General features: G+C 54.3%; 16 protein-coding genes. 6 read left to right on the top strand and 10 right to left on the bottom strand.

Annotated features, from left to right (window positions below):
- Positions 1-28: 28 nt before the first annotated feature.
- Both ACHHZ6_RS05960 and ACHHZ6_RS05955 read right to left on the bottom strand, forming a co-directional pair.
- A complete protein-coding gene (locus ACHHZ6_RS05960) occupies positions 29-556 on the bottom strand; it encodes a DUF943 family protein (RefSeq protein ID WP_182919017.1) in 528 nt (175 codons plus the stop codon).
- Positions 553-1392 carry a DUF3289 family protein gene (locus tag ACHHZ6_RS05955; protein ID WP_395121905.1) on the bottom strand — a complete coding sequence of 280 codons (840 nt, stop codon included), beginning with the start codon at positions 1390-1392 and terminating at the stop codon, positions 553-555. Before ACHHZ6_RS05955 ends, ACHHZ6_RS05960 begins: the two co-directional genes overlap by 4 nt.
- A gap of 221 nt (positions 1393-1613) precedes the next feature.
- On the opposite strand from ACHHZ6_RS05955, the gene ACHHZ6_RS05950 reads away from it, so the two are divergent.
- Positions 1614-2114 carry a GNAT family N-acetyltransferase gene (locus ACHHZ6_RS05950; protein ID WP_395121904.1) on the top strand — a complete coding sequence of 167 codons (501 nt, stop codon included), beginning with the start codon at positions 1614-1616 and terminating at the stop codon, positions 2112-2114.
- A gap of 84 nt (positions 2115-2198) precedes the next feature.
- Positions 2199-3218 (top strand): NAD(P)-dependent alcohol dehydrogenase, encoded by a 1020-nt coding sequence (locus ACHHZ6_RS05945; RefSeq protein ID WP_182272806.1) that lies wholly within the window; start codon positions 2199-2201, stop codon positions 3216-3218.
- Positions 3219-3708: 490 nt separating this feature from the next.
- Here the strand turns inward: ACHHZ6_RS05945 and ACHHZ6_RS05940 are convergent, their stop codons facing one another.
- A complete protein-coding gene (locus tag ACHHZ6_RS05940) occupies positions 3709-5355 on the bottom strand; it encodes a dihydroxyacetone kinase subunit DhaK (RefSeq protein WP_182919021.1) in 1647 nt (548 codons plus the stop codon).
- A gap of 137 nt (positions 5356-5492) precedes the next feature.
- Between ACHHZ6_RS05940 and ACHHZ6_RS05935 the strand changes: the two genes are divergently transcribed.
- Complete coding sequence (locus tag ACHHZ6_RS05935) at positions 5493-6995, top strand: helicase HerA-like C-terminal domain-containing protein (protein WP_395122013.1); 1503 nt, start codon at positions 5493-5495, stop codon at positions 6993-6995.
- Here ACHHZ6_RS05935 and ACHHZ6_RS05930 read toward each other — a convergent pair.
- A complete protein-coding gene (locus tag ACHHZ6_RS05930; protein WP_395122011.1) occupies positions 6975-7916 on the bottom strand; it encodes a TIGR01212 family radical SAM protein in 942 nt (313 codons plus the stop codon). The genes ACHHZ6_RS05935 and ACHHZ6_RS05930 overlap by 21 nt on opposite strands.
- Positions 7917-8598: 682 nt before the next feature.
- On the opposite strand from ACHHZ6_RS05930, the gene gltB reads away from it, so the two are divergent.
- The gene (gene gltB / locus ACHHZ6_RS05925) at positions 8599-13059 is read left to right on the top strand and encodes a glutamate synthase large subunit (RefSeq protein WP_182274580.1); all 4461 of its coding nucleotides are present in this window, start codon (positions 8599-8601) and stop codon (positions 13057-13059) included.
- Between the two features lie 9 nt (positions 13060-13068).
- The gene (gene gltD, locus ACHHZ6_RS05920) at positions 13069-14487 is read left to right on the top strand and encodes a glutamate synthase subunit GltD (protein ID WP_182272809.1); all 1419 of its coding nucleotides are present in this window, start codon (positions 13069-13071) and stop codon (positions 14485-14487) included.
- Positions 14488-14644: 157 nt separating this feature from the next.
- On the opposite strand, the gene ACHHZ6_RS05915 is transcribed toward gltD, so the two are convergent.
- From ACHHZ6_RS05915 to zapE, 6 genes are all read right to left on the bottom strand, one after another.
- Positions 14645-19501 carry an autotransporter outer membrane beta-barrel domain-containing protein gene (locus ACHHZ6_RS05915; RefSeq protein WP_395121903.1) on the bottom strand — a complete coding sequence of 1619 codons (4857 nt, stop codon included), beginning with the start codon at positions 19499-19501 and terminating at the stop codon, positions 14645-14647.
- 568 nt (positions 19502-20069) lie between these two features.
- Positions 20070-20561 carry a ClpXP protease specificity-enhancing factor gene (sspB, locus tag ACHHZ6_RS05910; RefSeq protein ID WP_182272811.1) on the bottom strand — a complete coding sequence of 164 codons (492 nt, stop codon included), beginning with the start codon at positions 20559-20561 and terminating at the stop codon, positions 20070-20072.
- A gap of 5 nt (positions 20562-20566) precedes the next feature.
- Positions 20567-21205 (bottom strand): stringent starvation protein SspA, encoded by a 639-nt coding sequence (sspA, locus tag ACHHZ6_RS05905; protein WP_003860438.1) that lies wholly within the window; start codon positions 21203-21205, stop codon positions 20567-20569.
- Between the two features lie 310 nt (positions 21206-21515).
- Positions 21516-21908: a 30S ribosomal protein S9 gene (gene rpsI, locus ACHHZ6_RS05900; protein WP_000829818.1), complete on the bottom strand. Its 393-nt coding sequence runs from the start codon at positions 21906-21908 to the stop codon at positions 21516-21518.
- A gap of 15 nt (positions 21909-21923) precedes the next feature.
- Entirely contained in the window at positions 21924-22352 is a 429-nt protein-coding gene (gene rplM, locus ACHHZ6_RS05895; RefSeq protein ID WP_131635278.1) for a 50S ribosomal protein L13, read from the bottom strand.
- Positions 22353-22646: 294 nt separating this feature from the next.
- Positions 22647-23771, bottom strand: coding sequence for a cell division protein ZapE (zapE, locus tag ACHHZ6_RS05890; RefSeq protein WP_196390542.1), 1125 nt, complete (start codon positions 23769-23771; stop codon positions 22647-22649).
- A 189-nt stretch (positions 23772-23960) separates the two neighbouring features.
- Here zapE and zapG point away from each other — a divergent pair, with 189 nt between their 5' ends.
- On the top strand, positions 23961-24359 hold the full coding sequence (gene zapG, locus ACHHZ6_RS05885) for a Z-ring associated protein ZapG (protein ID WP_006178827.1): 399 nt from the start codon (positions 23961-23963) through the stop codon (positions 24357-24359).
- The last annotated feature ends 169 nt before the right edge of the window (positions 24360-24528 follow it).

Genomic DNA, 24528 nt, shown 5'->3' with positions numbered 1-24528 from the left:
CGCCGGAGACCCTCTTCGGCGTTTTCTTTTATAAGGCATTTTTTATTCGTACCAGCTTCCCGTCTGGCATAGTTATCCAGTAATACTCTATGTTGCTGAAAGAAAATCTTTCGTAAGATCCCGCATCGAATTCCACGACTAGCAGTACATTTTTTTCAATACAATTTTCTTTTGTGTTTTTTTGTGGCGGAAAACAAAACAGATCACCATCTCCCGATTTCTCACCATCAATAAACCCGCCACCAACATCCCAAAAAACAATATGGTAAGAGGCACTTGTCGGTATATGGTATTTTGCCTTCAGCTCATTTTTGTGCTGCAGATACCAGTGTATCCGTCCCCACTCGGTTAATGCAAAATGGTTAACTGCAATATCATAGGCCTCAAAATCCATAAAACCACGTTCACTACTAGCATAAATCCCATGAAAAAACGTAGGATCATACTCAAATCTCTCACCAGCCCGAAGGATTGTCACAGGTCGTTGAGCCCAGAGGAGATAACCGCATATCAGCAACACCAGGCCACCGATAATGACGTTACGTTTCGGCTTCATACGCCTCCTTTAATATGCACATGGGCAGTTAAATTAGTCATAAAGGGTTTGTATGCATAATCACGATGCCTCTGCAGGAAAAACCAGATGCGGAAGAAGCGGAAATTTTTATAGAGTTCGTTAGCAATATCCTCTCTGCCCAGACCAAAATGGTCCTGCCCTTTAAAAGAAAGTAATCCCTCCCATGACATGGCATAGCGCTGGAAACGCACCAGTTTGATTTGTTGCGCATAAATATCATGTATGCTTACCCCCAAACCATTTACTCTGTCGGTATAACGGTTGAATTTTGGCAGTTTAGAACTTTGCATTTCTGATTTAAGTTTTACAAAGAAGAAATCATCCAGCCGCGCGTCCCGTTTAGTATGCAATTGTTTATTGATCTCATCCCGAATTTTCATCAACATATCATTCGTTCCAACGCCCCTTATGACCTCCTCATACGCGCAATTCAGAAGTCCACCAGACCATGGTAGCCCATTACCGTAATGGAAATGATCAATCAGTTCCCCAATAATAGGGGAATATAACCCTTTAGCGAATTGTGTTGACAGTTCTTTCATCTCATCAAACATGATATCTGCACAATGTTGGCGACTAATCGGCCTCCCTTGCGGTTGTTGATGGCCAAAACTCAAAGCATGGATGTTAAAAGTGGCCATCATATCAAATTGCAAACACCTGAATGGGTCGACACGAGCAGAAATATCCTGCAACCCCAGTTGCTGAAAGTCCCAATCGTTCAAATCACCATACTTCATATCATCAATATGATAATCCTCAAAGCGATGGAGTGTGGAAAATATCTCTCGAGGCAGAGACATAAATAAATGCATATCCCTATTCATAATTCATCACTCTGACAAATAATATATTGGAGTTTAAAACCAGGATGGAAAAATTAATCTAAATAAAATTAATAAAAATTGAGCCACACGACGAAATACACCAATTAGTGATGAAAAAAATTCTCAGTGGTAATATCCACCTTGCATGATGGAAAAGAGAGTGGTATCAAATATCACTATGATGAATTGTTTTTCGATTGAGTAACAAAATGAATTCCACGCAGTCCCTTCCTACACTCCGCCGGATATCCGCCAGCGACAACCCGGCTATTGCCGCCGTTATCCGTACCGTCTCTGCGGAATACGGCCTGACCGCCGACAAAGGCTATACCGTTGCCGATCCGAATCTGGACGAGCTGTTTCAGCTTTACAGCCAGCCAGGCCATGCCTACTGGGTGGTTGAATATGATGGCCAGGTGGTGGGCGGCGGCGGTGTTGCGCCACTGACGTGCAGCGAGCCGGATATTTGCGAGCTGCAAAAGATGTATTTTTTACCTGCCATACGTGGCAAGGGGCTGGCGAAAAAGCTGGCATTGACCGCCCTCGATCACGCGCGCGAACAGGGTTTTAAACGCTGTTATCTCGAAACAACCGCCTTCCTTAAGGAAGCCATTGGCCTGTATGAACATCTGGGCTTTGAGCATATTGATGCGCCGCTGGGTTGCACCGGCCACGTCGATTGCGAAGTCAGGATGCTGAAAAGTCTGTAAATTTCGTTCCCACCCTCTTCTGTTAAGCGGCCTTAAACTGAATGCTCTACACTTTTCAGTTCACACCATAACAGGGGAAACACGATGTCGAAGATAAAAAGCTACGCCGCACCGCAGGCGGGTGCAGAACTTGAACTGTACGAATACGACGCGGGCGAACTAAAAGCAGAAGACGTCGAAGTTCAGGTTGATTACTGCGGGGTCTGCCACTCCGATCTTTCGATGATCGACAACGAATGGGGCTTTTCACAGTATCCTCTGGTTGCCGGACACGAAGTTATTGGCCGCGTCGTCGCGCTCGGTAGCGCCGCGCAGGATAAAGGCCTGAAGGTAGGCCAGCGCGTGGGGATCGGCTGGACGGCGCGCAGCTGTGGTCACTGCGACGCCTGTATCAGCGGCAACCAGATAAACTGCCTCGAGGGCGCAGTACCAACTATTCTGAACAAGGGCGGTTTCGCCGATAAACTGCGGGCCGACTGGCAATGGGTTATCCCACTGCCGGACAGTATTGATATTGAATCCGCAGGCCCACTACTGTGTGGTGGTATCACCGTCTTTAAACCGCTGCTGATGCACCATATCACCGCCACCAGCCGCGTGGGTGTGATTGGTATTGGCGGTCTGGGTCATATCGCCATCAAACTGCTGCATGCGATGGGCTGTGAAGTCACCGCGTTCAGCTCTAACCCGTCGAAAGAGAAAGAAGTGCTGGCGATGGGTGCAGATAAGGTCGTCAACAGCCGCGATCCGGATGCGCTGAAAGCGCTGGCAGGTCAGTTTGATCTGATCATCAACACCGTGAACGTCGATCTCGACTGGCAGCCATACTTTGAAGCACTGGCCTACGGTGGTAACTTCCACACCGTCGGTGCAGTCATGAAGCCGCTTCCGGTTCCGGCGTTTACGCTGATCGGCGGCGATCGCAGCGTGTCCGGTTCTGCGACCGGTACGCCATTCGAGTTGCGCAAACTGATGAAGTTTGCCGGACGCACCAGAGTGGCTCCAACCACCGAGCTGTACCCGATGTCAAAAATCAACGAAGCCATCCAGCATGTGCGCGACGGTAAAGCCCGTTACCGCGTGGTATTAAAAGCGGATTTCTGATGTGAATTTGCCGGGGAAATGTGCGGCCTGATGCCCCCATCCCAGCCCTCTCCCATAGGGCTGAGGGTTCCCCAGTAATTTTGTTCTTCTTAAGCAATTAAACTATTTCATTGAAATATAAGACTTATAGCGACTCCATGGTCCGGCTGAAAATCGCCGAAGCGTTTCCGTAAGGCCGGGGCGAGGCGCAGGGATGCCCGACCCGAAGCCTGAAGGAATAAGCTGAGGGTACCGCGCAGCGGCGATTTTCCTGCCGGGAGCCCGGGTTGCCAGGGCGGTGGCGGTGAACCGCCCTCGCACGTTCACCTGTATCGTCGTTACAGAGTAGCAATCAACATAAAGTGAACGGAATAACCACTACTGCTTTATGTTCCCCCTCACCCCAGCCCTCTCCCTCAAGGGAGAGGGGGTATTCTGTGCCAACCTGTAATTTGTGGGGAACCCTCAGCCCACAGGGAGAGGGTGCAAGCACTAAAACCTGTAACGCGTGTTACCGTTTTGCTTCTGCCATTGCCTTAAACACCTCTGCAACCGCAACTGCCCCCGGATCCATCACACCGTCCAGATTATCTTTGTTCACATACGACGAACGTCCCGCGCCAGCTTTCACCATTTTCGCCGTTGCATCCGCGCCCTGCTGTGCGGCCCGCGCCGCCGCCTGAAGATCGCCCTTTTGCAGTGCCTCCAGCGCCGGTTGCAGCGCGTCGATCAAGGTGCGATCGCCGAGATCCGCCCCGCCATACTGCTTCACCTGCGCAAGCCCGCTCAGCAATGCCTGCGGCAACGACTGCCCGTCATGCCGCTTTTGTCCTGCCGCCGTGAAGAAGATCGACATTAATACGCCACTCGATCCCCCCATCACCGTTGCCAGCCGTTCACCTACCAGTAACAGCAGCGTCGACACGTCATTAAGTGGAAGCGCGTTCTCTTCCAGACGCTGCGCAATATCCCGCGCCCCTTGCGCAAAGGTCGAACCCGTATCACCATCACCCACTTTGGCATCCAGCGCATTGAGTCGGTTTTCCAGCTTAATCAACGTGTTTGTTACCAAAAACACATACTCGCCCACCTGCTGATTGGTCGACGGGGTATATTCCACGCGATCGTGGATCGCGCTGTGCGGGATCGTGCGCAAAGGCGCAAAAGCGACGGGTTTCTGCCAGCCCAGCGTTTCCACCTCCTCAGCGATCGCTTTTTCAAACAGATCGTTGAGCTTCAGTAGCGTCAGCGAAAAGCCCTTCATATCCAGCGCACTGACCAGCGGTGCCGGGCCAATCAGATACGCAATTGTGTCCTTCAGTGCCGAATGTGCCAGCTCTTTGGTCAGTAGCGCCATTTCAAGCGCCGACACGCCGCCGAGGTTGTTAATCAGCACCGCAAAGCGCCCCTCACCAGCCTGTGCTTTAAGTGGTGTCACCAGCGTGTCGATAATGGCTCTGCTGTTTTGCGTATCTACGACGGAAGCCCCTGGCTCACCGTGAATACCCAGCCCCAGCTCCACGTGGCCTTGTCTGATGCGTCCTTCCTCATCATCACTGCCTGGCAGGTTGCAGGTTTGCATCGCAACCCCCAGACTCCAGAGGTTATCGCAAGCCTGTTGCGCAATGTCCCGTACTTCACTCAGCGATTTCCCGTGCTCCGCCGCGTAACCCGCAATCTTATGCACCAGCGCCGTACCGGCAATACCGCGCGGCTGCTTGTTATCCGGCAGGGCGATGTCGTCCGCCACAATCACCATCTCCACCTTCAGGCCGTAGCGTTTCGCCTTTTCAGCGGCCAGGCCAAAGTTAAGCCTGTCGCCAGTGTAGTTTTTCACAATCAGCAGGCAGCCACGGTCGCCCGTTACCGCCACAATGGCATTGAGCACGGCATCAACACTCGGCGAGGCGAACAGATCGCCACACACCGCCGCCGTCAGCATCCCCTTACCGACAAACCCGGCGTGCGCTGGTTCGTGGCCGGAACCACCGCCGGAGATCACCGCCACACGGCTTTTATCCCAGTCGCTGCGTGCCACCACACGAATGGCCGGATCGATATCGAGTTTGACAAGATTCCCGTGCGGGGCAGAAATCAGAATGCCTTCAATGGCATCGTTGACCAGTTGTTTGCGGTCGTTAAAAAAGAATCTGGACATAGTTTCCCTGGATGTTGTGAACCGTATGCAAAAGCATAGTCCGCGCTGGGCAATACGCCGCAAACTCAGGAATTTACTGAGCCAAAATGCCGTCAGGTTGCCTATACTCCACCCAGGACTAAGAGAGGACGCGTATGATGAGTACACCATTGTTAATTGCCCGGACGCTGGAAAAAGAGCTGTTTTTACTGCCGGCGATGGCAAACCGCCACGGCCTGATCACCGGAGCCACCGGGACGGGGAAAACCGTCACCCTACAGAAGCTGGCTGAGTCGCTTTCAGAGATTGGCGTGCCGGTTTTTATGGCCGACGTAAAAGGCGATTTAACCGGGGTGGCTCAGGAAGGCACTGCGTCGGAAAAACTGCTTGAGCGCCTGAAAAACATTGGCATCACGGACTGGACGCCACATAACAATCCGGTGGTGGTATGGGATATCTTTGGTGAAAAAGGCCACCCGGTGCGTGCCACTGTCTCCGACCTTGGCCCTCTGTTGCTGGCTCGTCTCCTCAACCTCAACGATGTGCAGTCGGGTGTGCTGAATATTATCTTCCGCATTGCCGACGACCAGGGACTGCTGCTGCTCGATTTCAAAGATCTGCGTGCCATTACGCAATACATCGGCGACAACGCCAAATCTTTCCAGAACCAGTACGGCAATATCAGCAGCGCCTCAGTGGGGGCTATCCAGCGTGGTTTACTGACGCTGGAGCAACAAGGTGCCGAACATTTCTTCGGTGAACCGATGCTGGATATCAAAGACTGGATGCGTACCGACAGCAACGGCAAAGGCATCATCAATATTCTGAGCTCAGAGAAGCTCTACCAGATGCCAAAACTCTATGCGGCAAGCCTGCTATGGATGCTCTCTGAGCTCTACGAACAATTGCCAGAAGCGGGCGATCTTGAGAAGCCAAAGCTGGTGTTCTTCTTTGACGAAGCGCATCTGCTGTTTAACGATGCACCCCAGGTGCTGCTGGATAAAATTGAACAGGTTATCCGCCTGATCCGCTCCAAAGGCGTCGGCGTCTGGTTTGTTTCGCAAAATCCGTCGGATATCCCGGATAACGTGCTGGGGCAGCTCGGCAACCGCGTGCAGCACGCCCTGCGCGCCTTTACGCCAAAAGATCAGAAAGCCGTTAAGGCCGCCGCACAAACCATGCGCGCCAATCCGGCGTTTGATACCGAAGCCGCCATCCAGGCGTTAGGCACCGGTGAAGCGCTGATTTCCTTCCTGGATGCGAAGGGCAGTCCGTCCGTGGTGGAACGCGCGATGGTGATTGCGCCCTGCTCACGGATGGGGCCAGTGACTGACGACGAACGCAACGGGCTGATTAACCACTCGCCCGTTTACGGTAAATACGAAGATGAAGTGGATCGAGAATCCGCATTCGAGATGCTGCAAAAAGGGGTACAGACGGCCACGGGATCACAGGATGCTCCCGCCGCCAAAGGCCAGTCCGCTGGCGTGGATGACGGCATTCTGGGTGGGCTGAAAGATATCCTGTTTGGCAGCACCGGGCCGCGCGGCGGTAAGCGTGATGGCGTCGTGCAGACAATGGCGAAAAGCGCGGCGCGGCAGGTGACCAATCAGATTGTACGCGGCATGCTGGGGAGCCTGTTAGGCGGTCGCCGCCGCTAAGCGGGGAACCCACGGGCGACCAAGTGCCGAGCCCTGCACACCGTGCTCGTGCAGATAGCGGTCAATTTCCACCATCCCCGTCCAGCGGTTCTCGCACCAGAGCGGTGCCAGAAGCGTTGGGCGGCGGGCGCTGGCGGAAATGCGGTGGTAAATAATCTCCGGTGGCGTATGGCGAATCATCTCCCCCGCCGTCACCGTATACTCGTCAAGTTCAATACCGTTTAACCGCCCGGCTTCCCAGGCTTTGGCCATAATGCTGCCCTTCACAATATGCAGCGGATGCAGTTTGATCCCGTCCACGCCAGTCTCAACCACCTTTTCCAGCGTCTCCAGACCGTGCCGTTGCCCTTCGCCGGGCAACCCCACAATCAGATGCGAACAAACTTTCAGACCGCGCTCGCGCGCCAGGCGCGTGGTGCGCTGGTAACAGGCGAAATCATGCCCACGGTTGATACGGTGCAGGGTTTTGTCGTGCGCCGTTTGCAAGCCCAGCTCCAGCCAGATCTCATACCCCTGCTCTTTGTATTCGCTGAGCAGATCCAGCACCGCGTCCGGGACACAGTCCGGACGAGTACCGACACACAAGCCAACAATACTGGCCTGGCTGACGGCCTGCTGATACATCGAGCGGAGCACCTGAACTTCCGCCCAGGTGCTGGTGTAGGCCTGGAAATAGGCCAGATACTGCTTTGCACGGTTCACCCGGCTTGCCTGATGAGCAAGCTGTTCCGCAATGGAATTGTGCTGCTGTGCTTCATCAGCAAACGAGGCGACGTTACAGAATGTGCAGCCACCGCGCCCGATAGTGCCATCGCGATTCGGGCAGCTAAAACCACCGTGCAGCGTCAGCTTGTGAACCTTTTGCCCATAGCGCTGCAAAAGATCCCCACCAAACATATTGACTAATTTCTGTAACTGCATAATCTGATAGACCGTCCCGAAGAAAGGGGACAAGCCTGCCATTTTTAGCCTCTGTCGGCGATGACCTGGATCAATCGCCCTGGGCTACCTTTATCTATCTGAATAAATAATCAGGATTACTGCAATTTCATTCACGCCAGGCGTGATTACTTTTCCTTATGTTCTGATGGTTTTTTTCATTTGCAGCGTCAACACTGAAAAACAGTGTCTTTATGCGGGTTTGCGACCAGTACCAGATTATTATTCTGCTAAAAAAATGTTATTCAGCACGGTACATTGCTAATACCGCTTTCATATAGTGAGTCAGATCACACTCCACGATGCCTTGCCGGGGCGTTTAGTTGTTGTAAAAATAGTTAAATGCCATTTAAATACAACAACATAACCACTCTTTAGCACATTTTTGTATAAATAAGATTGCCATTTGACCTGTGTACCAATTCCCGATAAGTTGGAAATCCGCTGGAAGCTTTCTGGATGAGCGGCCTGCTCATCATATTTATGCAGTAATTGAGATTCCCTCTGAAGCAAGTCCTCAAACTTGTTTACCTGCGCGAAAGGATGAAAAAGAGGGCGAATGCGAGGTACGCGTATGAAGCGCAAACCCCGTCGCCATGCTCTTTCTGTGCCTGTGCGCCACGGTTCAGTGGGAAGCCCGACGAGCCTGGGGAGGTTCACTGATATGTTGTACGATAAATCCCTTGAGAAGGATAACTGTGGTTTCGGCCTGATCGCCCACATAGAAGGCGAACCTAGCCACAAGGTAGTGCGTACCGCCATTCACGCACTGGCCCGTATGCAGCACCGTGGAGCCATCCTTGCCGATGGTAAGACCGGCGACGGTTGCGGTCTGCTGCTGCAAAAACCCGATCGTTTCTTCCGTATCGTTGCGGAAGAGCGCGGCTGGCGTTTAGCCAAAAACTACGCTGTCGGTATGCTGTTCCTGAACCAGGATCCTGAAAAAGCTACCGCCTCACGCCGCATCGTCGAAGAAGAACTTCAACGTGAAACCCTGTCTATTGTCGGCTGGCGCGATGTGCCAACCAACGAAGGGGTGCTCGGTGAAATCGCCCTCTCCTCGCTGCCTCGTATTGAACAGATTTTCGTCAACGCGCCTGCGGGCTGGCGTCCACGTGATATGGAACGCCGTCTGTTTATCGCCCGCCGCCGCATTGAAAAGCGTCTTCAGGAAGATAAAGAGTTCTACGTCTGTAGCCTCTCTAACCTGGTGAACATCTATAAAGGTCTGTGTATGCCGGCTGACCTGCCGCGCTTTTACCTGGACCTGGCGGATCTGCGTCTGGAATCGGCCATTTGCCTGTTCCACCAGCGCTTCTCCACCAACACCGTACCACGCTGGCCACTGGCTCAGCCGTTCCGCTACCTGGCGCACAACGGCGAGATCAACACCATCACCGGTAACCGCCAGTGGGCACGCGCCCGTACCTATAAGTTCCAGACACCGCTGATCCCTGACCTGCACGACGCAGCGCCGTTCGTCAACGAAACCGGCTCTGACTCCAGCTCAATGGATAACATGCTGGAACTGCTGCTGGCAGGCGGTATGGATATCGTTCGCGCCATGCGTCTGCTTGTGCCACCAGCCTGGCAGAACAACCCGGATATGGATCCAGAGCTGCGCGCGTTCTTTGACTTTAACTCTATGCACATGGAGCCGTGGGACGGCCCGGCGGGCATCGTGATGTCCGACGGTCGTTTTGCTGCCTGTAACCTGGACCGTAACGGTCTGCGTCCGGCGCGCTACGTCATCACCAAAGATAAGCTCATCACCTGTGCCTCCGAAGTGGGTATCTGGGATTACCAGCCTGACGAAGTGGTCGAAAAAGGTCGCGTCGGCCCTGGCGAACTGATGGTTATCGACACCCGTGGCGGGCGCATTCTGCACTCCGCTGAGACCGATAACGATCTGAAAAGCCGCCATCCGTACAAAGAGTGGATGGAGAAAAACGTTCGTCGCCTCGTGCCGTTCGAAGATTTGTCGGATGAAGATGTTGGCAGCCGCGAAATGGACGACGACACCCTCGCGAGCTTCCAGAAACAGTTTAACTACAGCGCCGAAGAGCTGGACTCGGTTATCCGCGTGCTCGGCGAAAACGGCCAGGAAGCGGTCGGCTCAATGGGTGATGACACCCCGTTTGCCGTGCTCTCCAGCCAACCTCGCATCATTTATGACTACTTCCGCCAGCAGTTTGCGCAGGTAACCAACCCGCCAATCGATCCGCTGCGTGAAGCACATGTGATGTCGCTGGCGACCAGCATTGGCCGTGAGATGAACGTCTTCTGTGAAGCGGAAGGCCAGGCACACCGTCTGACCTTTAAATCACCGATCCTGCTGTACTCCGATTTCAAACAGCTCACCACCATGAAAGAGGAGCACTACCGCGCTGACACGCTCGATATCACTTTCGACGTGACCGAAGCGACTCTCGAAGAGACGGTGAGTGCGCTGTGTGACAAAGCTGAACTGATGGTGCGTAACGGTACCGTTCTGCTGGTGCTGTCTGACCGTAATATCGCGAAAAACCGTCTCCCGGTACCTGCGCCAATGGCGGTGGGTGCGATTCAGACGCGTCTGGTCGATAAGAGCCTGCGCTGCGACGCCAACATCATTGTGGAAACCGCAAGCGCCCGCGATCCGCACCACTTTGCCGTGCTGTTAGGCTTTGGTGCAACGGCGATCTACCCGTACCTGGCTTACGAAACGCTGGCTCGTCTGGTCGACACCCGCGCGATTGAAAAAGAGTACCGTGCTGTGATGCTGAACTACCGTAACGGCATCAACAAAGGTCTGTACAAGATCATGTCCAAAATGGGCATCTCGACAATTGCATCTTACCGCTGTTCGAAGCTGTTTGAAGCGGTCGGTCTGCACGACGATGTTGCTAACCTCTGCTTCCAGGGCGTGATCAGCCGCATCGGCGGTGCCGGTTTTGCTGACTTCCAGCAGGATCTGGTGAATCTGTCGAAACGCGCCTGGCTGGCACGTAAGCCGCTGGATCAGGGCGGTCTGCTGAAATACGTTCACGGTGGCGAATACCACGCCTATAACCCGGACGTGGTGCGCACGCTGCAACAGGCTGTTCAGAGCGGTGAGTACAGTGATTATCAGCAGTATGCTGAACTGGTCAACAACCGTCCGGCAGCCACCCTGCGCGATCTGCTGGCACTGAACCCGGGTGATGATGCGGTCAGTATCGACGACGTTGAACCTGCGTCCGATCTGTTCAAGCGTTTCGACACCGCAGCGATGTCTATCGGCGCGCTAAGCCCGGAAGCCCACGAAGCGCTGGCCGAAGCCATGAACAGCATCGGCGGTAACTCGAACTCCGGCGAAGGCGGTGAAGATCCTGCCCGTTACGGCACCAATAAAGTGTCCCGTATTAAGCAGGTGGCATCCGGTCGCTTTGGCGTGACGCCAGCGTACCTGGTCAACGCCGACGTAATTCAGATTAAAGTCGCTCAGGGTGCAAAACCGGGCGAAGGCGGTCAGTTACCGGGTGACAAAGTGACCCCGTACATCGCCAAACTGCGCTACTCGGTACCGGGCGTGACGTTGATCTCCCCGCCGCCGCACCACGATATTTACTCTATCGAGGATTTGGCGCAGCTGATTTTCGACCTGAAACAGGTCAACCCGAAAGCGATGATCTCCGTGAAGCTGGTTTCCGAACCGGGCGTCGGCACCATCGCAACCGGCGTGGCGAAAGCCTACGCTGACCTGATCACCATCGCCGGTTACGACGGTGGTACCGGGGCAAGCCCACTCTCCTCCGTGAAATACGCGGGCTGTCCGTGGGAGCTGGGGCTGGTGGAAACCCAGCAGGCGCTGGTCGCTAACGGCCTGCGTCACAAGATCCGTCTGCAGGTGGATGGTGGCCTGAAAACTGGCCTCGACATCATCAAAGCGGCGATCCTGGGTGCGGAAAGCTTTGGCTTCGGTACCGGCCCGATGGTTGCGCTCGGCTGTAAATACCTGCGTATTTGCCACCTGAACAACTGCGCAACCGGTGTTGCTACCCAGGACGAGAAGCTGCGTAAGAACCACTATCACGGCCTGCCGTTCAAAGTGACGAACTACTTTGACTTCATCGCCCGTGAAACCCGTGAGCTGATGGCGCAGCTGGGCGTGAAACGCCTGGTGGATCTGATTGGCCGTACTGACCTGCTGAAAGAGCTGGAAGGCTTCACCGCCAAACAGCAGAAGCTGGAGCTGTCTAAGTTGCTGGAAACCGCACAGCCGCATGCTGGCAAAGCGGTCTACTGCACCGAGAACAACCCGCCGTTCGACAACGGCGTGCTGAACGCGCAGTTGCTGCAGCAGGCGAAATCGTACGTGGATGAGAAACAGAGCAAAACGTTCTGGTTTGATATCCGCAACACCGACCGTTCTGTTGGCGCATCGCTCTCCGGTTACATCGCGCAAACGCACGGCGACCAGGGTCTGGCAGCCGATCCGATTACCGCACACTTCAGCGGTACCGCGGGTCAGAGCTTCGGCGTGTGGAACGCCGGTGGCGTTGAGCTGTACCTGACTGGCGATGCCAACGACTACGTCGGTAAAGGCATGGCGGGTGGTTTGCTGGCGGTGCGTCCTCCGGTGGGTTCTGCCTTCCGCAGCCACGAGGCGAGCATCATTGGTAACACCTGTCTGTACGGTGCGACTGGCGGTCGTCTGTTTGCAGCGGGTCGTGCGGGTGAGCGTTTCGCAGTGCGTAACTCCGGTGCCATCACCGTAGTGGAAGGCATTGGCGATAACGGCTGTGAATATATGACGGGCGGAATTGTTTGCGTAATGGGTAAAACCGGCGTGAACTTCGGCGCAGGCATGACAGGCGGTTTTGCTTACGTCCTGGATGAAGACGGTGAGTTCCGCAAACGCGTGAACCCGGAACTGGTGGAAGTGCTGGATGTTGAATCGCTTGCCATCCACGAAGAACACCTGCGCGGTTTGATTACCGAACACGTGCAGCATACCGGTTCTTCGCGCGGCGAAGAGATCCTGGCGAACTGGCCAGCGTTCTCTGCGAAATTCGCGCTGGTTAAACCGAAGTCCAGCGATGTTAAAGCACTGTTGGGTCACCGTAGTCGTAGCGCAGCAGAGCTGCGTGTGCAGGCGCAGTAAGGGGTAGCAATGAGTCAGAACGTATACCAGTTTATCGACCTGCAGCGTGTTGATCCGCCAAAGAAACCGCTGAAGATCCGTAAAATTGAATTTGTGGAAATCTACGAGCCGTTTTCAGAAGGCCAGGCCAAAGCACAGGCAGACCGCTGCCTGTCCTGCGGTAACCCTTACTGTGAATGGAAATGCCCGGTGCACAACTACATCCCGAACTGGCTGAAACTCGCCAACGAAGGACGTATTTTTGAAGCCGCCGAGCTGTCTCACCAGACCAACACCCTGCCGGAAGTGTGCGGCCGTGTGTGTCCTCAGGATCGTCTGTGTGAAGGTTCCTGTACGCTGAACGACGAGTTTGGCGCGGTGACTATCGGTAACATCGAGCGCTATATCAACGATAAAGCGTTCGAGATGGGCTGGCGTCCGGATATGACCGGCGTGAAGCAAACCGACAAACGCGTGGCGATCATCGGTGCGGGCCCGGCAGGTCTGGCCTGTGCAGACGTTCTGACCCGTAACGGCGTGAAGGCGGTGGTCTTTGACCGTCACCCGGAAATCGGCGGTCTGCTGACCTTCGGTATCCCGGCCTTCAAGCTGGAAAAAGAGGTTATGACTCGCCGCCGTGAAATCTTCACCGGTATGGGCATTGAGTTCAAACTGAATGTGGAAGTGGGCCGCGATGTGCAGCTCGACGATCTGCTGAAGGACTACGACGCCGTGTTCCTGGGCGTAGGGACCTATCAGTCCATGCGCGGTGGTCTGGAAAACGAAGATGCGCCAGGTGTTTACGACGCTCTGCCGTTCCTGATTGCTAACACCAAGCAGATTATGGGCTACGGCGAAACCGCCGATGAGCCTTACGTCAGCATGGAAGGCAAACGCGTGGTGGTGCTGGGTGGCGGTGATACCGCGATGGACTGCGTGCGTACCTCCATTCGTCAGAATGCAACGCACGTCATCTGTGCCTATCGTCGTGACGAAGAGAACATGCCGGGCTCTAAACGCGAAGTGAAAAACGCGCGTGAAGAGGGCGTGGAGTTCCAGTTCAACATCCAGCCGCTGGGTATTGAAGTGAATGCCAACGGCAAAGTGAGCGGCGTGAAGATGGCGCGCACAGAAATGGGTGCGCCAGATGCGAAAGGCCGTCGTCGTGCGGAGATCGTTGCCGGTTCCGAGCATGTGATCCCGGCTGATGCCGTTGTCATGGCGTTCGGCTTCCGCCCTCACAGCATGGAGTGGCTGGCGAAGCACAGCGTTGAGCTGGATTCTCAGGGCCGCGTGATTGCGCCGGAAGGCAGCGACAACGCGTTCCAGACCAGCAACCCGAAAATCTTCGCCGGTGGTGATATCGTTCGCGGTTCTGACCTGGTGGTGACGGCAATTGCCGAAGGCCGCAAGGCCGCTGACGGGATTATGAACTTCCTGGAAGTGTAATACCTTTCTGACTCCCCAGTCCTGGAGCCACATTCAGGGATGGGGAGTCTGTTCTACTCCCCCGCTTTTCATATCGCCTCTGTCACGGCAGGATGGTCCGAAAGTCTGGATAGCCAGGCCGCCTGTCCCACCGGCGACCTGTATTACACGACTTGCGTTACCAGTTATAGCGCACGTTTAGACTGCCGTTTAGATCGCTGTAGTCATTATTCCCTTTCTGACCCATCACCTGCCCTGTCACGCTCCACTGGCTGTTCAGGTTGGCTTTAATGCCCACTTTCAGCTCAGCGCGGTTAGCTGGAATATCCTGATCCACGCTCATGTCGTTGAACGACACGCTGGTGTCATCGCTGGTGTACAACCAGTTGGCTTCCATAAATGGCTGAATGACTGACCCTTTACTGTTGTGCAGTTTACCGTCGACACGCAGGCCGAGGCGCGTGTTCCAGCTGTTGCTGTCCTGGTCATCGATGCGCGTACCGCTGTGGTCAGTGAGGCTGTCGGCGCTGTAATGTTGCCACGTTGCCTGTGCTTGTGGCGTCAGGCTGACGGTGTTGCCGTTTTGTAGCGCGGTATCGTAGCGGTAGCCGGTTTCCAGCGAGATGGCACTGGCGCTGGAGTCGTAATCCTCCGAACCAATACCGTCGTTATCAACACTGTTGTTGTAGAAGCCGTACTGATACCAGCTATCCACATACATCCCGTTATGATTTTTCGCATCCGCAAACCAGGTGGCATAAACACCCAGGTTATAGCCATCGGTATGGCCTTTAGCGGAGAACTGGCTGCCGTCCGCGCCTTTGTTACCGGTGCTGTCGGTGTCGGCGTTGACATAGCTGCCCATCCCCCCAACGGCCAGGCTCTGCTCACCGTTGCTCCAGGTCAGGACGTCACCGCCAAGCTGGAACTGGGAGTAGTTATTGTTGATATCAACATTACCGTCCGCCGCCTGCGAGTCCGAGGTACCGGCCTTAAAGCGCATCCAGACGCTACCGTCTTCGTTGTGGTACTGGCTGCCTTCGCGGTCGTAGAGCGTCTGCATTTGCAGGTTACGCACCATCCACTGGTTGCCAAGGTAAGCACCAATGTCGGCACGGTACTGTGGCGTGACGTCGCCACCATCACCACCGTCATCCGATGGGGTCGGTGTTAACGTTGTCGAGTTCAGATACCAGTTACCGTCGTCATGCTGGTACAGGCGGTATTCATACGCACTCATCATCACGCGCCCCTGCATCTGGAAACTGGCGTCATTGCCGCTGCCGCCAACGCTGGTACCGCCAACGTCAATCACTTCAATGCCGTTAGTGGTCGCCATACCCGTGTCACCGGAATTGGTGGGGGTAAATGTCACCGCCGTGGTACCGGAAACATCGCCGGAAATCACGAGTTTGTCCGTCGTAGAATTGTCATCACCCATATAGGTGTTCATGTACAGGCTACCGCCGGTACTCCTGTAGTCGCCGTTGATGGTCAGGGTGTGCCCCGTTTCACCGTTCTGGCTCATGGCGATGCTGCCACTGTTATTGACGTTACCGTTGACCGTGCCCGTGCCACCGAACGTCGCGCCGGAGGCAACATTCACGTTCTGGGTGCTGCTCGTCGCACCAATCACGCCGGTATCGGTAAGCCACAACGTGCCGTCATTGACATGGGTATCGCCGTTATAGGTGTTTTCCGCACTCAGAACGAGGGTGCCCTTGCCTGCTTTGGTCAGGGTTTTGCCGTCCCAGTTTGCGTTACCCGTCTGGTCAGACAGTACGCTGGTCACTTCAAAGGTTTTGCCGGCATCCAGGGTAAAAGTGCCGTGCGCCGGGGTCGCCGAGGTGGTGGTCGCATTCCAGCTTAACGCTTGCGTCAGCAGGTATTGCGAATCATCGTCAGGGTTAACCATGCCACTGACGGTCAGGTAATCCGGTGAGTTCGTAAGATCCATCGACAGGCTGGTAAAGTCGCCGCCGATCGCGTTGTCCATATCCATCAGGGTGATGGTTTCCAGATGCGCATCGGAACTGATGTCCTTCATGCCAGCACCACCCACCTGTAGCGTGCCATCCAGTGTGGCGCTATCACCGATGATCAATGGCTGCTGTGCCGATGTGCTACCAAGCTCGACGTCCAGCGTACTGCCGCTCTGTTGTGTCAGCGTGCCGCTGCCAAGATCCAGCGAGGTGCCCGCCGCCAGCGTCGTCGTGGCACCGGTATCGGTGGTGATGCCGCCAGTGGCGTTGATCGTATCACCTGCGTCCAGCACCAGACTGGCGTGGTTTGTCACCTCGCCCGTCCCCAACGCATTGACGCTGGCTGCCGTCAGCGTGCCGTCGTTGATGTCGGTACCGCCGCTATAGCTGTTATTGCCTGAGAGGATTAATTCTCCGCCGCCCTCTTTGGTGAGCGTTTTGCCATCCCAACCGGTGGTGCTGCTGGGGTCAAGTGAGCTGTCAACGTCTGCCAGGTCGGCGGCGACGTTAAAGCTGCCGTCCGGGTTGCTTAACGTAAAGGTACCGTTGGCATCGGTGGCCGCACCGTCAAGATCGGCGTACCAGGAGAGGGAAGCCGCCAGCTGATACTGCGAGCTGTCGCTGGCATTGATGCGACCATCCACGGTCAGGAAGTCGACCTCTTTTGCGTCAATTCCGGCAATGGTCAGGTTATCGAAATCGCCGCTGATGGCGCTGTTAGCATCAATCAGGGTGAACGTATTCGGGTTATTTTGCAGCGGGTCAGTGACGTTACCAATGCCGGTGATGTTCAGTGAGCCGTCCAGGTTAGCGCTGCCAGCGGTGATGATCGGGCTGCTGGCGCTGGCACCCAGGTCGATATTGAGCGTGCTACCGTCCTGCTGTGTGAACGCGCTGCTGCCAAGATCCAGCGTTGTCCCCGCTGCCAGCGTCGTCGTCGCACCGGTATAGGTGGTGATACCGCCAGTGACATTGACAGTATCGCCCGCGCCCAGCACCAGGGTAGCGTGGTTTGCCACCGCCCCCGTCCCCAGCGCATTGGCGCTGGCTGCCGTCAGCGTACCGCCATTGATTGTCGTGCCGCCGGTGTAGGTGTTATTGCCGGCGAGGGTCAGCGCGCCGTCGCCCTCTTTGGTCAGGGTTTTACCGTCCCAGTTTGCGTTACCCGTCTGGTTAGCCAGCGTCCCCGTGACCGTAAAGGTGTCGCCCGCATCCAGCGTGAAGTTGCCGGAGGCCCCGGAGGCGCTATGCGTACCGTCTGCATACCATGTCAGGCCCATGTTCAGCGTATATTGGGTGTTGTCAGTGGGGTTGATACCTGTGCTGTAGGTGAGATAGTCCGGCGTGGCTGCCGCGGCGTCGATTGTGACGCTATCAAAATCACCGACAATCGCATTCTGCGCGTCGATAATAATCGCCATCGCACCCAGTTCGGTATCAGAGGTGTAGGCCTGCGGTGACGGAGTCGAATGGATATACAGCGTGCCGTCAAGCGCGGCATCTTTGGTGGTGATCAGCGGAGTGGTGGCATCTGTCTGGGCGATGTTGAGCACACTGGTGCTTTGCAACGTCAAACCGTTGGTGATGGCCAGCGTATTGCCACCCATAGTAATGGTACCAGCGTTATCCAGCGAGCCGAGAGTGTCGGCGATGGTGTCGTCAGCCATGGTCCACGTACTGCTGTCATCAAGCGAGAGGTGACTGCCCGACGCCGTGACGCTGCCGTTTTTTATCGTGGAACCGTTGAAGTCCAGGGTGGATGCCGTTTTGCCTGCGACAATGTTGCCGTCAAATGTAGAGTCGGAAGCATTGATAGCCACGTCGCTGTCCAGTTGAAGGGCGGTTGGCGCGGTAAACGTACTGTTGCCGTCTATTATGATGGCGTCGTTATTGGTCAGGGTGGCACCGCTGACAACATGCAGCGCTGCGGCGGCACTGGAGTTGACCGTCGCACCATGGACTTTCAGTGTGTTATTTTGCCCGGTGACCTGGATTGCATCATTATCGGCAGTGATGTTCGACGTGGCGGAACCGGTAATGTTAGCCGTTGATCCCTTAACAACAATGCCAATGCCGTTAGATGTTACGGTGGTGCCCGTAAGCGTTAGCGTCGAGCCGCTGTACGCCTGAATCGCCGAACCATAGCCACTGTTCATGGGATCGGCGACATAGTCGTTCGTTACGCTGGAATCGGTAATATTGACCGTACTCGCGCCAGCAAATATGGTGGGACTGTCGGTGGCTGCGGAAGCGGTGGTGACTGTGCTGTCGGACATATCCAGAGTGGAGCCCTGGCTCAGGTTTATCTGATTCGCCCCCAGTTGGAGGTTGCTACCGTTCTCTATAATCAGGTGACTACCCTCCTGCACATAGATAGATTGTGCGTTGGGCATGTACCCGGAGTAGGTGCCTGCTGTTGCTGTCACGTCGACGCTGTCCAGCGTCAGCCTTGACTGATTCTGCAGCCCAATCAATAGATAGTCGCCGTTACCAGACACTTCGCCACCATGAAGTTCTGCCTGACCGCCCATTTCCAGGTTGAGCGCTGAAGTATATTCCCCGTCAGCCTCCACGGTGGCGTCGTAAAGAGTAAGCTGGGCACCGTTATTCACTTCAATTGCGGGTGAAACTGCGTGACCACCAGAATCCGGCAGGTAATTACCACCACCGTGTGTTGTAATGGTAATAGCACTCCCTTCTTCGTTACTGGCGGAAACGCCGAGGCCCGAAACATACAGCGCGCTGCCGTGATCCTTTGATGAGTAGTCAATGGTGGCGCTGGTGATGGCGTTCTCGCCCACGGAGGTATACTCTTCCGTATTCCCGGCCATGGCAAACGGGCTGGAAACACCGAGCGCGGCGATCAGCGCCTGAGCCAGCAAAGTGCGTTTTGCTTTCAGCGCCGGCTGTGCTTCAGGTTGTGTATCCGGGGAGGTTTTTATATTGTTGACGCCTGCCTGCGTTTTAAGTTTACTGTCGCCACACGCCAGCTCTGAAGTAACAACGTACATATTCCGCACGGCACTCCAGACAATACTGTAGATTTTATTCATATGTTACATCCATTAACATTGATATTAACTACAAGATGATGATTCACCTTGCAATGATAATTAATAGCTCATCAGACCGACGAGGATTGAATGCTGAAAGCGTTATAGGTTACGGTAAAAAAATAGCTGTATTAGCCTGCTGACGTTACCCGCTATAGTTCACGGTTCACACCGAATCGATCGTTGCCGGTGCTACTGGCAAGCGGTTTGATGCCAGTTGCCCTCTCGTCGTAACCGTCTACACGAGCCATATATCCCCTGGCACACGGATGATGATTATCCCTTGATGAGCCCGCTTCCAGTATAATCGGGAAATAATATCTATTATTGAGAAATAAGAGCGTAATAACGATTTTCAGAATTTATAAAGATGACCGGAATAGAAAACTTATCAATGTTATTTTCAAAACAAAAAATAAAACAGAATAAAACAAAGCAAAATGCATTCACCAAATAAATAGTTTTATCTAAATAATAGCAATGTTACCTCTGTTACAACGTTTATGCCGTTTGGGGGATTTTGGAATACCACCCACAAAAAAGGCCCTTTCGGGCCTTTTTAAGTAATCTATTTCACCACTCGCAACGCGGGGCGTCCACCACGAGGTGGCGACGGAGGCGTATCATCGCCATCGTCGCCATCGTCACTTCCCGGCTTATTGCCATCAATGACAGACATCACGGGTTCACCTTCAGCGCTGTCGTCATTCAGGCTGGCAACATCCTCGTCGTATGCCGCTTCCGGCTCGAACATGGTACCTGCGCCGTTTTCACGTGCGTAAATAGCCAGCACAGCAGCCAGCGGGACAGAAACCTGGCGTGGCACGCCGCCAAAGCGTGCATTAAAGCGCACTTCGTCATTTGCCAGCTCCAGGTTACCCACCGCACGTGGCGCAATGTTCAGCACGATCTGCCCGTCACGCGCGTATTCCATTGGAACCTGCACGCCCGGCAACGTCACATCCACCACCAGGTGCGGCGTGAGCTGGTTATCCAGCAGCCATTCATAGAAGGCGCGCAGCAGATACGGACGGCGTGGAGAAAGTTGTGACATTTCCACAGTCATTAGCCTCGGCCGAGACGCATTTCACGTTCCGGTTCAGTTAAAGATGCCAGGAAAGAGTCGCGTTCAAATACGCGAGTCATATAGCCTTTCAGCTCTTTAGCACCCGGGCCGCTGAACTCAACGCCCAGCGTTGGCAGACGCCACAGCAGAGGAGCCAGGTAGCAATCCACCAGGCTGAACTCATCGCTCAGGAAGAAAGGCTTCTGACCAAACACGGGCGCAATCGCCAGCAGCTCTTCACGCAGTTGTTTACGTGCAGCATCCGCTTCAGAGGAGGAACCGTTGACGATAACGTTCATCAGCGAGTACCAGTCTTTCTCGATACGTTGCATGTACAGGCGGCTTTCACCACGCGCAACCGGGTAAACAGGCATCAGTGGCGGATGCGGGAAACGCTCATCAAGATATTCCATAATGATGCGGGATTCCCACAGGGTCAGCTCACGATCTACCAGCGTCGGTACGCTTTGGCTCGGGTTGAGATCGATCAGATCCTGAGGTGGGTTATCCTTTTCCACATGCTCGATCTCAAAACTGACACCCTTCTCGGCCAGCACGATACGAACCTGATGGCTATAAATGTCAGTAGGACCAGAAAACAGCGTCATTACCGAACGTTTGTTGGCAGCGACAGCCATGAAAACCTCCAGGTATATTCAGAATTTTTACTGCTACCAGCCCCAACAGGGCCAGCCAGATGTTGTATCGCCCATCCCAGGGAAAACACATTGTTCAAGAATCGAACAAAAATCGAGTATTCACCGATATTTGGGCAGAAAATTGGATGATAGTTTACCAGATTTTATGACCTTTGTGGTGAGGGGATTCTGGAAATACGGAAAAAGAGGAGATATATGCATTGATTTTGTGGATAACCTAAGCATTATCCATAAAAAAACCCGCCGAAGCGGGTTTTTCGCCAATCGTTCTGCATAAGCAGAAAGCAGATTAACGTTTGGAGAACTGTGGACGACGACGTGCTTTACGCAGACCCACTTTCTTACGTTCAACCTGACGAGCGTCACGAGTAACGAAGCCAGCTTTACGCAGTTCAGAACGCAGGGATTCGTCGTACTCCATCAGAGCGCGGGTGATACCGTGACGGATCGCACCTGCCTGACCGGAGATACCACCACCTTTAACGGTGATGTACAGATCCAGTTTTTCTACCATGTCAACCAGTTCCAGCGGCTGGCGAACTACCATGCGGGCAGTTTCGCGACCGAAGTATTGTTCCAGAGAACGCTGGTTGATTACGATTTTACCGTTGCCCGGTTTGATAAACACGCGAGCGGCGGAGCTTTTGCGGCGACCAGTGCCGTAGTATTGATTTTCAGCCATTGCCTATAATCCCGATTAGATGTCAAGAACTTGCGGTTGCTGTGCCGCGTGGTTGTGCTCGTTGCCTGCATAAACTTTCAGTTTACGGAACATAGCACGACCCAGTGGGCCCTTTGGCAGCATGCCTTTAACCGCGATTTCAATCACACGCTCAGGACGGCGAGCAATCATCTCTTCAAAGGTCGCTTCTTTGATACCACCGATGTGGCCGGTGTGGTGGTAGTACATTTTGTCTTCGCGCTTGTTGCCGGTTACAGCAACTTTTTCTGCGTTCAGAACGATGATGTAATCACCGGTATCAACGTGCGGAGTATATTCCGCTTTATGCTTACCGCGCAGGCGACGAGCCAGTTCGGAAGCCAGACGGCCCAGAGTTTTACCGGTCGCGTCAACAACATACCAGTCGCGCTGTACGGTTTCTGGTTTAGCTGTAAAAGTTTTCATTAAAAGCTTACCCAAATAATAAGTTACACGTTGGTGAACACCCAAACGTTTAGTCAGTTGAGGTTCACACGACAAAGTCCGGCAAACCTACCCCTTCGAATAGCTAATGCCGACACATAGAAAGTTTCGGGAAAAAAACCTTCTCGTAACGTGGGGTCGCAAGATTATAGAGAAGTTGAGGTCAAAGATCGACCCCTAAATGTGATTCAAAACGGGTTTTTCGGGGGGGTGGATGTTGTGCGCTCTGGTGCTCTCACCCCCGGCTCCTCTCCCACCGGGAGAGGGAAACATGGATTACGGCATATGCTCCAGCTTCAGGTATTCCTCGCTCTGCATCTCCTGCAGGCGCGACAGGCAGCGCTGGAATTCAAATTTCAACCGCTCGCCCTGATATACCTCATATAAAGGAACCTCTGCACTCACCACCAGCTTGACGTGACGTTCGTAAAACTCATCCACCAGTGCAATGAAGCGCCGCGCTTCATTCTCCATCAACGGCGTCATTACCGGGACATCCAGCAGCATCACGGTGTGGAACAGGCGCGAAAGCGCAATGTAATCGTGTTGGCTGCGGGCATCCACACAAAGCGTCGCAAAAGAGACCGCCAGGGTTTGGTTCTCTACCCCCTGCGTTTGCAGCGGACGATGGTTAATCTCCAGCGCAGGGGTGTTATCACGTGCCGCTCCCGCCAGTGCCAGCCACAGTTTATTCATCTGACTGGTGGTTTCATCGTTTAAAGGGGAAAGCCACAGATGCGCCTGCGTCAGCGTGCGCAGGCGGTAATCCACTCCGGCATCGACGTTCATGATATCGCAATGCTGCTTAATGGCATCAATGGCAGGCAGGAAACGCGCCCGCTGCAGGCCGTTGCGGTATAGCTCATCCGGCGGGATATTCGAGGTGGCAACCAGCGTAATCCCGCGCGCAAACAGCGCTTTCATCAGGCCACCTAACAACATGGCGTCGGTGATATCAGAAACAAAAAATTCGTCAAAGCAGAGCACATCCGTTTCAGCCTTGAAGCGATCGGCAATAATCTCCAGTGGGTCACTTTTGCCCTGCAGCGCCGTCAGCTCTTCGTGAACCCGCAGCATAAAACGGTGGAAGTGCAGACGTTGTTTACGCCCCCCCGGCAGGCTCTGGTAGAACATATCCATCAGCCAGGTTTTACCGCGCCCGACGCCTCCCCACATATATAAGCCGCGCACCGGGGCGTTAGCCTGCGGCTCTTTTTTCCCAAGAAACCGACCGAATGCCGCCTTCAGCCCGCCGTGTTGTACGATTTCAGCGGGTTTGGCCGTGAGCTCCTGATAGATCACATCCAGACGGTTGACCGCTTCACGCTGAACATCGTCCGGCTGATGTGAGCCCTCATTCAGGGCATGAAGGTAACGCGATGAGGGGGACAGACTTTGCATAATCTTGTTGTTATTCCTTCGGTTAAACCTCACCAGCAGGCATGGCTGATGAAAAAAAGGCCGTTCTACACTACGCGATGATACGTCAGGATTCCACTTCTGCAGAAATAGCGGTTATAGTGGCGTTATCAGGCACAGGCAGGAGCCGAGCCAACACCCTACGGAACCACAAGACAACGGGAGAAGTTCATGACCTGGGAATATGCGCTAATCGGTTTAGTCGTCGGCATCATTATCGGTGCTGTGGCCATGCGTTTCGGTAATCGCAAATTGCGTCAACAACAGTCACTGCAGTACGAACTGGAAAAGAACAAAGCTGAACTGGAAGAGTATCGCGAAGAGCTGGTCAGCCACTTTGCCCGTAGCGCCGAGCTGCTGGATAACATGGCAACCGACTATCGTCAGCTGTATCAACACATGGCGAAAAGCTCCAGCAGCCTGCTGCCAGAGATGACGGCGGAGACGAACCCGTTCCGCAACCGTCTGGCTGACTCTGAAGCCGGTAACGACCAGGCACCGGTTCAGATGCCACGCGATTATTCTGATGGCGCGTCCGGCCTGCTGCGCGGTGGCGCAAAACGCGATTAATCGCACAACCTGAATTTATTTTACGGGCGCAGCGATTGCGCCCGTCCTTTCTCCCTGACCCCAGCTATTATTTAGTCAATTACCTCATTGTTCAGCGGTTTAAAATTCAATAACATCAGGATGTTTTTGGGGCCGTTCTTCTTTCATTCCAGGATACGAGAGTCAGCGT

The sequence above is a fragment of the Enterobacter cloacae complex sp. 2024EL-00214 genome (assembly GCF_043945575.1).
GTDB lineage: Bacteria > Pseudomonadota > Gammaproteobacteria > Enterobacterales > Enterobacteriaceae > Enterobacter > Enterobacter cloacae_P.
This window is presented reverse-complemented; position numbering and strand designations above follow the sequence as displayed.

What these genes read in the sequence shown, in the direction of transcription:
- ACHHZ6_RS05960 (WP_182919017.1), bottom strand. Translation starts at nt 556, where the DNA reads ATGAAGCCGAAACGTAACGTCATTATCGGTGGCCTGGTGTTGCTGATA.
- ACHHZ6_RS05955 (WP_395121905.1), bottom strand. Translation starts at nt 1,392, where the DNA reads ATGCATTTATTTATGTCTCTGCCTCGAGAGATATTTTCCACACTCCAT.
- ACHHZ6_RS05950 (WP_395121904.1), top strand. Translation starts at nt 1,614, where the DNA reads ATGAATTCCACGCAGTCCCTTCCTACACTCCGCCGGATATCCGCCAGC.
- ACHHZ6_RS05945 (WP_182272806.1), top strand. Translation starts at nt 2,199, where the DNA reads ATGTCGAAGATAAAAAGCTACGCCGCACCGCAGGCGGGTGCAGAACTT.
- ACHHZ6_RS05940 (WP_182919021.1), bottom strand. Translation starts at nt 5,355, where the DNA reads ATGTCCAGATTCTTTTTTAACGACCGCAAACAACTGGTCAACGATGCC.
- ACHHZ6_RS05935 (WP_395122013.1), top strand. Translation starts at nt 5,493, where the DNA reads ATGAGTACACCATTGTTAATTGCCCGGACGCTGGAAAAAGAGCTGTTT.
- ACHHZ6_RS05930 (WP_395122011.1), bottom strand. Translation starts at nt 7,916, where the DNA reads ATGCAGTTACAGAAATTAGTCAATATGTTTGGTGGGGATCTTTTGCAG.
- gltB (WP_182274580.1), top strand. Translation starts at nt 8,599, where the DNA reads ATGTTGTACGATAAATCCCTTGAGAAGGATAACTGTGGTTTCGGCCTG.
- gltD (WP_182272809.1), top strand. Translation starts at nt 13,069, where the DNA reads ATGAGTCAGAACGTATACCAGTTTATCGACCTGCAGCGTGTTGATCCG.
- ACHHZ6_RS05915 (WP_395121903.1), bottom strand. Translation starts at nt 19,501, where the DNA reads ATGAATAAAATCTACAGTATTGTCTGGAGTGCCGTGCGGAATATGTAC.
- sspA (WP_003860438.1), bottom strand. Translation starts at nt 21,205, where the DNA reads ATGGCTGTCGCTGCCAACAAACGTTCGGTAATGACGCTGTTTTCTGGT.
- rpsI (WP_000829818.1), bottom strand. Translation starts at nt 21,908, where the DNA reads ATGGCTGAAAATCAATACTACGGCACTGGTCGCCGCAAAAGCTCCGCC.
- rplM (WP_131635278.1), bottom strand. Translation starts at nt 22,352, where the DNA reads ATGAAAACTTTTACAGCTAAACCAGAAACCGTACAGCGCGACTGGTAT.
- zapE (WP_196390542.1), bottom strand. Translation starts at nt 23,771, where the DNA reads ATGCAAAGTCTGTCCCCCTCATCGCGTTACCTTCATGCCCTGAATGAG.
- zapG (WP_006178827.1), top strand. Translation starts at nt 23,961, where the DNA reads ATGACCTGGGAATATGCGCTAATCGGTTTAGTCGTCGGCATCATTATC.